The sequence below is a fragment of the Pontibacter aquaedesilientis genome, from assembly GCF_014773225.1.
Lineage (GTDB): Bacteria > Bacteroidota > Bacteroidia > Cytophagales > Hymenobacteraceae > Pontibacter > Pontibacter aquaedesilientis.
Map to the genome: position 1 here is coordinate 82,749 of NZ_JACXAJ010000005.1, position 11,818 is coordinate 94,566.

General features: G+C 49.7%; 12 protein-coding genes. 6 read left to right on the forward strand and 6 right to left on the reverse strand.

Annotated features, from left to right (window positions below; translation table 11 throughout):
• Positions 1-504 precede the first annotated feature (504 nt).
• The 3 genes from H9Q13_RS11760 to H9Q13_RS11770 all read left to right on the forward strand — a co-directional run bounded on the left by H9Q13_RS11760 (position 505) and on the right by H9Q13_RS11770 (position 2,922).
• Positions 505-1,044, forward strand: a complete 540-nt coding sequence (locus H9Q13_RS11760; RefSeq protein ID WP_191184004.1) for a hypothetical protein — start codon at positions 505-507, stop codon at positions 1,042-1,044.
• 20 nt (positions 1,045-1,064) lie between these two features.
• Positions 1,065-1,469: a DUF2721 domain-containing protein gene (locus tag H9Q13_RS11765; protein WP_191184005.1), complete on the forward strand. Its 405-nt coding sequence runs from the start codon at positions 1,065-1,067 to the stop codon at positions 1,467-1,469.
• Between the two features lie 238 nt (positions 1,470-1,707).
• On the forward strand, positions 1,708-2,922 hold the full coding sequence (locus H9Q13_RS11770) for an S-adenosylmethionine:tRNA ribosyltransferase-isomerase (RefSeq protein ID WP_191184006.1): 1,215 nt from the start codon (positions 1,708-1,710) through the stop codon (positions 2,920-2,922).
• A gap of 108 nt (positions 2,923-3,030) precedes the next feature.
• Here the strand turns inward: H9Q13_RS11770 and H9Q13_RS11775 are convergent, their stop codons facing one another.
• The 4 genes from H9Q13_RS11775 to H9Q13_RS11790 all read right to left on the reverse strand — a co-directional run bounded on the left by H9Q13_RS11775 (position 3,031) and on the right by H9Q13_RS11790 (position 7,175).
• The gene (locus H9Q13_RS11775; RefSeq protein ID WP_191184119.1) at positions 3,031-4,458 is read right to left on the reverse strand and encodes a M20/M25/M40 family metallo-hydrolase; all 1,428 of its coding nucleotides are present in this window, start codon (positions 4,456-4,458) and stop codon (positions 3,031-3,033) included.
• A gap of 104 nt (positions 4,459-4,562) precedes the next feature.
• Entirely contained in the window at positions 4,563-5,558 is a 996-nt protein-coding gene (locus tag H9Q13_RS11780; RefSeq protein ID WP_191184007.1) for a DUF1028 domain-containing protein, read from the reverse strand.
• Between the two features lie 52 nt (positions 5,559-5,610).
• Complete coding sequence (locus H9Q13_RS11785; RefSeq protein ID WP_191184008.1) at positions 5,611-6,648, reverse strand: hypothetical protein; 1,038 nt, start codon at positions 6,646-6,648, stop codon at positions 5,611-5,613.
• Entirely contained in the window at positions 6,645-7,175 is a 531-nt protein-coding gene (locus H9Q13_RS11790; RefSeq protein WP_191184009.1) for a GNAT family N-acetyltransferase, read from the reverse strand. The genes H9Q13_RS11785 and H9Q13_RS11790 overlap by 4 nt, the downstream gene beginning before the upstream one ends.
• 274 nt (positions 7,176-7,449) lie before the next feature.
• On the opposite strand from H9Q13_RS11790, the gene H9Q13_RS11795 reads away from it, so the two are divergent.
• Both H9Q13_RS11795 and H9Q13_RS11800 read left to right on the forward strand, forming a co-directional pair.
• Complete coding sequence (locus tag H9Q13_RS11795) at positions 7,450-8,268, forward strand: NYN domain-containing protein (protein ID WP_191184010.1); 819 nt, start codon at positions 7,450-7,452, stop codon at positions 8,266-8,268.
• A gap of 131 nt (positions 8,269-8,399) precedes the next feature.
• Positions 8,400-9,260 (forward strand): dienelactone hydrolase family protein, encoded by an 861-nt coding sequence (locus H9Q13_RS11800; protein WP_191184011.1) that lies wholly within the window; start codon positions 8,400-8,402, stop codon positions 9,258-9,260.
• Between the two features lie 7 nt (positions 9,261-9,267).
• Here the strand turns inward: H9Q13_RS11800 and H9Q13_RS11805 are convergent, their stop codons facing one another.
• Positions 9,268-9,870: a porin family protein gene (locus tag H9Q13_RS11805; RefSeq protein WP_191184012.1), complete on the reverse strand. Its 603-nt coding sequence runs from the start codon at positions 9,868-9,870 to the stop codon at positions 9,268-9,270.
• A gap of 197 nt (positions 9,871-10,067) precedes the next feature.
• Between H9Q13_RS11805 and H9Q13_RS11810 the strand changes: the two genes are divergently transcribed.
• A complete protein-coding gene (locus H9Q13_RS11810; protein ID WP_191184013.1) occupies positions 10,068-10,628 on the forward strand; it encodes a GNAT family N-acetyltransferase in 561 nt (186 codons plus the stop codon).
• A gap of 7 nt (positions 10,629-10,635) precedes the next feature.
• Here the strand turns inward: H9Q13_RS11810 and H9Q13_RS11815 are convergent, their stop codons facing one another.
• Positions 10,636-11,730 carry an AI-2E family transporter gene (locus H9Q13_RS11815; RefSeq protein WP_191184014.1) on the reverse strand — a complete coding sequence of 365 codons (1,095 nt, stop codon included), beginning with the start codon at positions 11,728-11,730 and terminating at the stop codon, positions 10,636-10,638.
• Positions 11,731-11,818 lie beyond the last annotated feature (88 nt).

Sequence of the window (11,818 nt, forward strand, 5' to 3'; positions counted from 1 at the left end):
TCTTACAAATCTGATGTATCTTCAATTGCCTATCCAGCCATTTCTCAGCGGCCTGCTGCACCAGATAAACAATCGATAAAATTGAACTTAAACGATTATAATTTAAATATTTTATCAAAAAATTAAATAAAATAGTGCTATTTAAATCACATAAAACATTCACATATAGCCTTATGAACTCGGCTTATAGATTGCAGCCTAATTGGTTTAAAGAAAGTCAGTGCATATTCCATAATTACTTAAGCGCATTTCTATAGAATATTACATATTTTTAATAAACCAAAACTATACAATTTATATTTAAAAATACAGAATAATATACCAAAAAAGTAATTATAACTATTTGTATTTTTGCTTGTAGCATCCCTGAAACAAGAGGCTACAGTCCACCCTATGCCGTTGATGCAAATTTTGATTTTTCCCCCTTTTCTTCCGGCTCAGTCCTTAGCAAAACCTACCATAAACTATTACCTTTGCAGGGTTCTTACTTAAGCAACACCCACTATGAGCGCCAAAAGCTTTGAACTATTACTTGACACCGCCTTCGCACCCGAAAAACCACATGTTTTTGAGGAGCCGGCGACTGCTGTATACCAAAAGCTGGAACAGGCCTTCAAGGCTTCCCGTCAGCAGCAGGGAAATGCTTCAGAGGAGTTGAGCTTCAGGTTTGAAATGCTGCGACTGGGAATCGCCATTGCTTTTATCAAGGCCTACTCCCGTCTGGCCGATAATGAAGGCGCAAAAGAGGTGCTGCAACTGCTACAGGAGGCTGTCAAGGCCAAGAGTACCCGCGAGATAGACAAGATCATCCAAAAAAAAATATCCCTGTTTGACAGCCTGTATCACGAGATATTTGTGAACGAGCAGCGTGAGCATATCCTGGCCCTTTTTGAGCAAACCCTGGACTCCGCTTCCAAAGATGAACTGGATGAGTTGATCATGGAAGGGCTGGAGGCCTTGCAGGAAATAGACTTTGAAAGTGCCCGTCATGATGAGGACGATGATGAGCCTTTGGATGAAGATTTTCTGAAAAGTATCAAATAACGCTATACCTTCTTGGGCTCATGGAAATCACGCTAACCACTCCTGCCCTGCTGTTTCCGGCGATTTCGCTCCTGCTGCTGGCCTACACCAACCGATTTATGGCTTTGGCTAATCTTATCCGTAGCCTCAAGAGCCGCTATGCCTCCACGCAAAGTCATTTGGTCTATGGCCAGATAAAGAACCTGCGCATCCGGCTGGGGCTGATCCGTAACATGCAGGCCTTCGGCATTGCGAGTATGTTCGGCTGCGTGTTCTGTATGTTTATTCTATTCGCAGGCTACACCACGGTGGGGAAGTATACCTTCGGACTGAGCCTACTGCTTCTGATGATCTCTCTGGCGCTGGCCCTGCGCGAAATCCAGATCTCTGTCAGGGCGCTGGAACTGGAGTTGAACGACCTGGCGGAATCTTCCGGCAAAAAATAAACACAGCCGTTTCGATTGCGCCTATACCGCTGCCACAGCATGGCCCCAAATGTTTCCTCGTATGCCTTCCGCCTACCTTAGCTCGCAAATTGATCCGCAGAAGCGATATTTTTGGGATTTCGTACCTTTGCGCTTCATGAGTCAAAAGTCGAATTTTGTTAGGAGTTCCATGTTAACAAGAAAAGCAAGCATTAGCTCTCGGCATTAACTCAAAACTCTTCACGCTTTATTTCAACAAATGAAAATCAATCCGAAAAATCTGGCCATAAAGGATTTTGTGTATGAGCTGCCAGATGAGCGCATTGCCAAGTTTCCGCTGCCGGAGCGCGACCAGTCAAAACTGCTCTATTACAAAAACCACCGCATAGCCGACTATACCTTTACTGAGCTGCCTGATTTGCTGCCCGCTGGCAGTTTGCTCGTTTTCAATAACACCAAAGTAGTGCAGGCTCGCCTGATCTTTCAAAAACCAACCGGAGGGGCTGTGGAGATTTTCTGCCTGGAGCCAGTGAAGCCGCACCGCGAAGTGCAGCTGGCCATGCAGCAAACCCGCAGTTGCACGTGGAAATGCCTCGTCGGTAATAACAAGCGCTGGAAAGAGGGTCCTCTGAAGATATTTTTTGAAGGAGGCGTGCTGACAGCCGAACGTGAAGCACAGCAGGACGGCCACTTCCTGATCCGTTTCACGTGGACGCCTGCCGAACTTACCTTTGCAGAAGTGCTGGAGCGTTGCGGAAGGTTGCCACTGCCGCCCTACCTCAACCGCGACCTGACGCCCGAAGACCGTACCCGCTACCAAACCATCTATGCCCACCACGAAGGCGCTGTGGCTGCCCCGACCGCTGGCCTGCATTTCACAGATAACGTGATGACGCAACTGCACGACAAAGGTATAGAAAGCACCTACCTCACGCTGCACGTAGGAGCCGGCACCTTCAAGCCCGTGAAAGCCGATACCATGGATACCCACGAAATGCACGCCGAGCAGCTGATGGTGACGAAGCAAGTGGTAGCGCAGCTTTTGCAGCACATAGGCCAGCCGCTTATACCTGTCGGCACGACTTCGATGCGTAGTCTGGAGAGCCTGTATTGGCTGGGCACTTTGCTTTTGCAGCAGCCGGAGTTGAAAGCAGAGCAACTGCACGTCACGCAATGGCTGCCTTACGAGACCAGCGCCCCACCTGCTGCTTCGGAGGCTTTGCAGGCCTTGCTCGGTTACATGGATCGGCATCAGGTTGATCATTTGCATGCCAGCACCCAGATCATCATCGCGCCGGGCTATACCTTCCGGGTATGCAGCGGACTCATCACAAACTTCCACCAGCCTGAAAGTACGCTCCTGCTACTGGTAGCTGCCCTGATCGGCGAAAACTGGAAACAGGTATACCGACATGCCCTTGATAATGACTACCGCTTTTTGAGCTATGGTGACAGTTCGCTGTTGCTGCCCTAAAGGCTGGATGACCTTGCGGTGCGTTCGGACACCGTGTGATTACTACTTATAAAAAAAGCCAGCCCTGTTGAAATACAGGGCTGGCTTTTTTTATGGTCAATCAGATGATTACTTGCCTGCCTTGGCACTACTGCCATCCAATCCGTGCTCCGAAATCAGGTATACCAGTGCGGCCATAGAGGCGGCACCGAGCTGCATTTCGCGCCGATTCACGGTTTCAAATGTGTCGATGTGGGTGTGGTGATAATCGAAATAACGCTGGGAATCAGGCTTGAATCCAATAAGCGCTACCGTGCCTTGCCCTTTCAGGGGACCGATGTCAGCGCCCCCGCCGCCACGGGTTAAATCATGCAGTCCGTAAGGCGTTAACAAGGGTTTCCAGGTCAGCACCTGCGCAAACTGAGCGTCATTGCCGTCGATGCCGAAACCACGTGGGGTAAAGCCACCTGCGTCAGATTCGAGGGCCGCTACGTGCTTCTCTCCTTTTGCTTTGGCTTCTTCGGCGTACTTGCGACCACCGCGCAGCCCGTTTTCCTCATTCATGAACATCACTACCCGGATGGTGCGCTTCGGACGTATACCTTGCTCTTTGAACAAACGCAGCACTTCGATGGATTGCACGCAGCCGGTGCCGTCGTCATGGGCACCCTCGCCTACATCCCAAGAGTCCAGATGGCCTCCTACCACGATGATCTCGTCGGGCTTTTCAGAGCCTTTTATCTCGCCAATCACGTTATAAGACAGCACATCCGGGCGGGTTTCGCTCGTCATGCGCATGTAGAACTTCAACTCCGGGTCATTTTTCAGCATGGCGCTCAACTCCTCGGCTCCTTTGGTACTAATGGCCGCTGCCGGAATCTTTTCCACGCCATCTTCATAACGCATGTTACCGGTATGGGCCACATCCTGAATGTCGTTTGTCATGGAGCGCACCAATACACCCACTGCGCCCAGCTTGGCTGCCGCCACGGCACCGCCTCCACGTTGGTCTACGGCACCGCCATAGGCTGCCCCCGTTACCACATGCCTGTTGTCAAACGGACGGTTGAAGAAGACAATCTTGCCCTTTACTTTCTTTTTGCCCAGCTTCTCGAGTTCTTCGAAGTTTTGCACTTCCAGCACCTGTGCACTCAGGCCTTGCGTGCCGGTGCCTACCGAACTGCCCAAGGCCAGTATGTTCACATCCTGGCTACCGTTGCGCCCACTAATAATCCGACCCACTTCTTTGTCGCCGCGAACCCAGTACGGCACCATCACCTCCTGCAGGTATACGCGGTCGAGGCCCATGTTCTCCATCACCTGTCGGCTCCACTCCACGGCGGCGGCGGCCTGCGGGGATCCGCTTAGGCGAGCACCGATGTTCTTGGTAAGGTAGCGCAGGTTCTCGTAGCTTTCGTGGCTGGTGAGGGCGTCGTCGTAGAACTTCCGGATAACAGTTGAGTCGGACTTGAATGTATTTTGCTGCGCCGTAGCAGGTATAGCAGACAACATTGCTGCCCCCGCCACAAAAGCGCGTAATTTGTGTTTAAATAACATCATCAGGTGAATAATGCGTGAAAGGTTTGTTTAGATTAGTTTGTGGCTTTAATATAAGCAATCTATTTGAAGTATAGACAACAATCGCCAATTTCCGGCTATACCTACTTCACTTGCAGCACCTTCTGCAGGTCTTGAGCACTTAGGGTGAGCAGCCCTACTTCGGGTAGGCGCTCTGTCAGTTCTTTCCAGTTTTTGTCTTTTTTGTATACCTCCTTCAGTAGTTTGGTGGCCCCGCTGATGTCGCCGTTGTTGGCCAGCGTGATGGCGTGCCAGTACTTCATTTCGAGGTTGTTCGGGAACATGGTCTCGGCTTTGCCATACTCTTCCATGGCCTTCTCCATCTGCCCCTTCTCCACGGCCAAGTCGCCATTGTTCATGTGCTCGTAGGCACGGTATACCTTGAGCAGTCGCTCCAGTTCGTCCAGCGGTTTTTCGTGATCGTCTACCCGCAGGTCGATGGTTTTGTCGTCCCAAGGCTGGCCTGTGGCTTTGCCGCGCACCACTACCAGCGCCGCCGACTGTTTGCCCCGGATGTCGCCTCCCTCCCGCTCGGCTGCCTGCATGGCCAGCAGTACCCGCTCAGCCAGTGGCTTGCCTGCACTTGTTTCAAAGGCCTTGGCCATGGCGGGCCATACCTTATCGGTGAGCATCATGTTGGCCTGCACCGAGAAATTTGTGCCGACGGTGTGCCCCGCATAGCGGATGCACTGCTTGCCCGTATGTGTCGCCACCCGTCCCTGCGCGTCCAGTATCGACACCTGCCGCACTTCACGGCCTTCGTCTTCGGCCAGCAACATATCCAGCGCTTCCTGCGGCGACTTGCCCTCTTTCAGCAAAGCAAGCCCGCGCAAGCCGAATGACTTGTTCACAAAAGACTGGGTGGCCACTACGCCCACGCCCGCTTCTACCCAGGGCACGGCCGTGCCCACCGAGAACCAGTGGCTTTGCACGCCTACGGCCATCTCGCCGGTCTTCGCGTCGCGGGCTACAATCGAATAGGTATGGGCCAGGGGCTCTTCACTTTTAAACACCTGCGCCTGTGTGGAGAAATGTGTCACGGTGAGAAGGAGGGTTAGTATGGAGAATAGTTTTTTCATGGGGAGTACAGAGTTTAAGTAGGTTAGGTTATACCCGCAGTTATTGTTCGTGTTAGATTGTTTTAAGTATATCTTCTAATGACAGATGACTTTCTTTGAACAGTCTGTCTTTATACCCTATATGCAGCTTATCGAAAAGTCTTGTCATATTGAAGCCTGTTGCATAAAAGTACACGCCAGACTTTGGCGTCAGGTATAGCCATTGATCTTTCTCTAATTTGTAACCTTTGAAAGCATGGTAAGCATGATACGCTGAATCTGTCTGCTGTAATTTAGCATCCGGTAGCTTTTGGGAGAACTTTTCGTAGAGCTTTTGTTCTACATACCTTGCCGTACCTTCTAGTGTTTCGTAAGTACTTTCAACAGTTCCAATGTCAAGATCGAGTTTCCGCTTTGCTTCATCTCTGCGCGTTTCCCTTTCTTTGAAGAAGGCTGCAATCAGTTCTCTGATCTCATTCCGATCATCAGAAGCTAAAGCCTGCAGCAAGAGTTCGTTTTCTTTGTCCACTGCAGTTTTGAACCACGCATGCTCTTTATAAAGCTCCTTTAGCTTGCTCTTCTGAGAAGAAGCTGCGTGGTTGCCAAAGCGCTCAAGATAGTCTTTGTGCTGGAATTGAAATCCGTGAAAGTACTCATGTACAACCATCGTCACCCATACCTCTACAGATTCCACGTCTTCTATCACGTCGCGGGTTTCTTCAAAACCGCTGCAATGCATAAAGGGCACATAATTATCATAGGCACTTGAGTCTCCAAGAGTGAAGTTCACAGCCATGTGAAAAGGAGTACTGTCAAGGCGGGAGGCGGTTTTGTATACCTTTATTGCGCTGCTTTTGAAAACTGCAATTGGGTTATAAATTGCTAAAAACCGCGCCGTAGGATTGGCTATGAACGATGTGGAATCGGTGTAGTATATTAACGGTACGTCATACTGCTTTTCATCGAAGCCCGGCCAAATATCTTTTGCTATGGCTGGTTTGAGATCATACATATACGCCATCCTGTCAAATACCAATTGCTCCGTACTAGCCAATTTTTTATTGCAAGAGAATGCTATTGTAATCAGCAAAAGTAAAATCAGTCTGTTCATCGGATTTGAGGTTTCGAAATATTGAACCAATAATGTGGAATACCTTCCAAATCAAAAGTACCCATAAGTTTAAGCCCTACCTTTTCCAGAACTTTTCTGGACGTGGCATTTTCCACATCACACATCCCATACACTCTCTCCAATACCAGTCGTTCGAAACCATATTTTAATGAAGCATTTGCAGCCTCTGTTGCGTAACCTCGCCCCCAGTATCTTCTTATCAACCTATACCCCAAATCATGATAGTTGATGTGGTTATTAGTCCGGTCTTTAACAAGCTTTAGTCCTGCCCACCCAACAAAGTTGTTACTTTCTTTTTCGACCACTGCCCACCTTCCAATCCCATTTTCCTGATACTGCTTTCTTATAAAATCGATGGTCTCTCTTGCTTCCGCAATTTGTTTGATAGGTTTGTTTCCTAGATACCGCTGCACTTCAACATCCGAGTCAAGTTCAAACATACCAAGATCATCAGAAGGTAAAAGCTCTCTCAATATAAGCCGTTCTGTCTCTACAAAGATGTGCATGTCATGTAGTTTTTAGTACAAGTTCATGTTTAAAAATTAACTAAAGAGTCCTTAATTATTAATAGGATTAACTTACTTGGCTTATACTTACCCCGAAATCAAATATCTCCCTCCTTTATCCTCTTTAATTTAAATTCCTTAAATTACACCACAATATAAGCATTCTCCCCTTATATAGGGAATTCCCTACCTTCTTACAACCCATCTTCATTTCAGAAGTATAACAGTACAAAAACAGCTCAAACCGGGAATATTAAACCCAGAGTATCCTTTTATGACCAAACCCTTCAACGAGAAAAAACAGCAGCGCATGGCCATGCTGATAGATGGCGACAACGCGCAACCAACCCTGATTGTTAAAATACTGGCCGAGGCCGGCAAATACGGGCAAACCACCATCCGCCGCATTTACGGTGACTGGACCACCCCGCAGATGAACGGCTGGAAAGACTGCCTGAATAACCACGCCATACAGCCCATTCAGCAGTTCCGCTATACCGTGGGCAAAAACGCCACCGACAGCGCCATGATCATCGACGCGATGGACCTGCTGCACAGCCACCTGGTAGATGGTTTCTGCATCGTGTCGTCTGACAGCGACTATACCCGACTGGCAACCCGTATCCGGGAGGCAGGCATCTTTGTGATGGGCATCGGGCAGCGTAAGACGCCCAAGCCGTTTGTGAACGCCTGCAACATTTTTATCTACACCGAAAACCTGACGGACGATATCGACGAAAAGCAAATTGCAGCAGCCGATAAAATAACACCAAACGGACAGGACAACCCACGACCGAACCCGGTGCCGATGCTGAAAGAAGCCTTTACGATGGCGGTGGGCGAAGACGGTTGGGCACATCTGGGAGGCATCGGCACCAGCCTGCGTACCCTCGATCCGGCCTTCGATCCGCGCACGTTTGGGTATAGCCAGCTCATTCAGCTCATCAAAGCGCATAAAGACCTGTTCACGATCCGCAAGGAAGACGACAAAGGCTCCTCGGCGGTCTATGTGAAGCGCCGCAGTGCGGTCAAAAGGCGCAAGCCATCCAAAGCAAAGGAAACATCTTCGGCCAAGGAAGAGCGGCACAACTAAATCGTCCCTGAAAATTAACATCAACAGCCTTTTCCTGTTTACCCGGGGAAAGGCTGTTTTTATTTTAGCGGCATCCGCTTTCGAACAACCACCTAAATCACTAACTTACAGCACACTAAACCTACACCACTATGAAAAAACTTGCCTTCCTTTTGGCGCTCTGCCTGTTTATCTTCCAGGCCGCCACTGCCCAGGAGAAGATGTCCTGCTGCGTAAAACCAGCTTCCAATGAGGCTACCACACAATTTGCCATGCTGGCCAACGACAAGTCCTTTGTAGAGAAACACGAAAATCCGCTGCCCTTCACGCTCCAGAAACAGGCAGGCAAGACCATTACCTACAAGACCCCGGATGGCAAAACGGCCAGCGCTTACGAGATAAAAGCGGCCAAGAAAACTAATAACTACCTTTTTGTGATTCATGAATGGTGGGGTCTTAACGACTACATTAAACAAGAGGCTGAGCGGCTTCACCGCGAACTAGGTGATGTGAACGTGATTGCCCTGGACTTATATGACGGCAAAATCGCCAAAGAGCGGGAACAGGCGATGCAGTATATGCAGGCTGTGAATAACGAACGTGCGAAAGCTATCATCCAAGGGGCTATTACCTATGCCGGGTCAAAAGCCGACATTACCACCATTGGCTGGTGTTTTGGCGGTGGCTGGTCACTGCAGGCCGCCCTGCTGGCCGGGAATCAGGCAGAGGCAGCCGTTATTTATTATGGCATGCCGGAACGTGATGTGGAGCGACTGAAAACACTGAAGGCTCCGGTACTGGGTATTTTCGCCGAACAGGATGGTTCCATTACACCGGAAATAGTGCGCGACTTCGAGGCAAAAATGAAGGAAGCAGACAAAAAGGTGACGATCAAAATGTATGATGCCGTGCACGCCTTTGCAAACCCGAGCAATCCCAAATATGATCAAGAGGCAGCCGAGGATGCTCACAAACTAGCGGTGGAGTTTATCAGAAAGCACTTGGATGAATAGCGAAGACTTAAATACTGAAGCCAATTGTCGCCGAAATGTTTCGGAACTTGCCTTCGGCGTCGTTGTCATTGAATACCGTCATTAGGCCATGGGTATACATAAGGTCGAGCTCAACGAAACGAAGCAACCTGATCCCCGCACCTCCGTGCAGCGAGAACTGAGCATTGCGGATGTTGCGACGGCGCACGTCCAGGTTGTTATCGCTCACGCCCACATTGTAGCCAAACGAAGGACCCGCCATGACGCGAAATATGGTAGAACTACCGCTGCTGCTGTTATAAACGTTTTCCATACCGATCAGCACAGGCGCCCTGACGTAGTGCAGCCGTACTTCGTCGCTTTCGCCGGAGCGGGGTTGGATGGTGCGCTGTATGGTTACTTTGTTACTCACAAAGTCCACGCCCGGCTGCACATAAAAGCGCTCGCCGATACGCGCAAAAGCGCCAAATTCGGTGCCCAGCCCCGATGATTTTTCTACCAGCGTTGGGTCGCTACTGATGTTGGCCACATTGAGACCGATTTTACCGCCCAACCGAACAGGTGTATCCTGCGCAGAAACGGTGTGAATGAAGCCATATAAAAATAGCAGCAGTAAAATAGACTTTTTCATAACCTGGCGTTTATGGTGTGGGTATCGATGTTCACAGAATCATGCGTTGCAGGTATAGCACAACACTTTATTTAACTGATTTTTAGCAACATATGTTTACAACCTAACTAGTACACCAGCTTCAGTAAAAGGCGAACAGCTTTTGCGCTGAAACTATTTTCACGATCTGTGAATTACCTAAATCCCTAAGAAGAGAAATGAAAACTACAGCAACGTCTCCACCGATTACTGTTTCCCCCGAGCTTGCGCTGCATGAGGCTCAGGTATCCGACGCTGAGGCGCTTTACCAGCTTATAGACAAGCACCGGCTTTACATGCGGGAATGGCTGCCTTTTGTCGATCATAGGGTTTCGGCTGCCGACACCGAGCTATACCTGCGCACCGTTACAGCCCCCGGCAACATACAGGATCAGGTATACACCATTCGCTACCACGGCCAGGTGATTGGCGTGATTGGATATAAGTCGATTGACCGTGCCAACAGCAGGCTGGAGATTGGCTATTGGCTGGGTGAGAATTTCCAAGGCAAGGGCATCATGGCACGGAGTTGTGAGGCAATGATAAAGCAGGCCTTCGAGCAGATGCACATCAACCGGATTCAGATAAAAGTAGGCGTTGGCAACCACAAAAGCAGCCGCATTCCAAAACGACTGGGGTTTATACTGGAAGGTATAGAACGCGACGGGGAATGGCTTCGGGGCCGCTTCATCGACCTGGAGGTATACAGCCTGCTGAAGCGGGAGTGGCATAAAAAGTAATCCGATGCTACTTCCGGCGAAAGCGGTTCAGCTTGATCGTAGGTTTGGCCTTTGGCTTGGCAGACACTTTACTTCCCAGCAACAGCGACACCGGCCTGAGTTCTTCGTGCTTGTCGGCAATGAGCTTCAGGATAGCCAGAAAGGGCACAAACAAAATCATACCCGAAGCCCCCCAGATAATCCCGCCCGCCACAATAGCCAGCAGGGTAAACAGCATATTTACCTGCAGACGGTAACTCACCGCCAACGGGAAAATCAGGTTGGCCTCCAGATACTGCACCACCGAGAACACGATGATCACCCCGATCGGATACCACACCGAGTCGTAAGTAATCCAGGCGACTGCCATGGGCAGAATGGCCCCGATCGTAATGCCCACATAAGGTATAAAGGTGAGGATAGAAGCTACAATACCGAAAAATATGGCATGCGGTATACCTAGCAGCAGTAGACCAACACTGTTAAGCACGCCCACTACTGCATACACAATAATCATCCCTTTGATAAAATTATAGTAGGTGGTGATGGTCTCATGCAGTATGCTGCGGATCTTGCTATGCTCAGATTTGGGGAACATAGAGAACAGCGCGGCTGCCAGTTGCTCCCGGTTAAACAGAATAAGCGCGGCATACAGCGGAATCAGCAGGACCAGCACTACGGTCTTTAGGGATGCGAAGAGCACCCCCTGTATCATGTCAAACACCTGGGAGGTGGCGTCTTTCACAAGCCCTTCTATCCAGCTGCTCCGCTGTGCATCGTCTATACCGAACTGGTGCTCCAGGTACCGGTTCAGCTGCTGCCAGGCACCGAGCAGTTTGTCCTGAAGCACAGGCCACTCCTGGCCAAAGCTGGCCATTTGCCGCACCAACAGCCAACTCATGCCCCCGACAAACAGCACCAGCGCCAGCAAACAAAGCAAGATCGCACTCCAGCGTCGCCAACCCCGCTCTTCCATCCAACGCACAATGGGGTATAGCACAAAACTGATAAGCAACGAAAAACTAAAAGGAATAAAAAGGGTGCGCCCAAAATACAGCAAAGCAGCTACCAACAAGGTATACTGTAGCAACTTTAGCCAGTTCACGTTGGGGCTTTTTTCCATATTTGAGTATATTGGGTGCCTGTTTCCGTGCAGGGGTACACAGGCAACTGATACTTCTGTACTATTTCTAATAAATCACAAAATCCTA

Coding starts and splice junctions, on each gene's coding strand:
- H9Q13_RS11760 (WP_191184004.1), top strand. CDS start 505: ATGAGCGCCAAAAGCTTTGAACTATTACTTGACACCGCCTTCGCACCC.
- H9Q13_RS11765 (WP_191184005.1), top strand. CDS start 1,065: ATGGAAATCACGCTAACCACTCCTGCCCTGCTGTTTCCGGCGATTTCG.
- H9Q13_RS11770 (WP_191184006.1), top strand. CDS start 1,708: ATGAAAATCAATCCGAAAAATCTGGCCATAAAGGATTTTGTGTATGAG.
- H9Q13_RS11775 (WP_191184119.1), bottom strand. CDS start 4,458: ATGTTATTTAAACACAAATTACGCGCTTTTGTGGCGGGGGCAGCAATG.
- H9Q13_RS11780 (WP_191184007.1), bottom strand. CDS start 5,558: ATGAAAAAACTATTCTCCATACTAACCCTCCTTCTCACCGTGACACAT.
- H9Q13_RS11785 (WP_191184008.1), bottom strand. CDS start 6,648: ATGAACAGACTGATTTTACTTTTGCTGATTACAATAGCATTCTCTTGC.
- H9Q13_RS11790 (WP_191184009.1), bottom strand. CDS start 7,175: ATGCACATCTTTGTAGAGACAGAACGGCTTATATTGAGAGAGCTTTTA.
- H9Q13_RS11795 (WP_191184010.1), top strand. CDS start 7,450: ATGACCAAACCCTTCAACGAGAAAAAACAGCAGCGCATGGCCATGCTG.
- H9Q13_RS11800 (WP_191184011.1), top strand. CDS start 8,400: ATGAAAAAACTTGCCTTCCTTTTGGCGCTCTGCCTGTTTATCTTCCAG.
- H9Q13_RS11805 (WP_191184012.1), bottom strand. CDS start 9,870: ATGAAAAAGTCTATTTTACTGCTGCTATTTTTATATGGCTTCATTCAC.
- H9Q13_RS11810 (WP_191184013.1), top strand. CDS start 10,068: ATGAAAACTACAGCAACGTCTCCACCGATTACTGTTTCCCCCGAGCTT.
- H9Q13_RS11815 (WP_191184014.1), bottom strand. CDS start 11,730: ATGGAAAAAAGCCCCAACGTGAACTGGCTAAAGTTGCTACAGTATACC.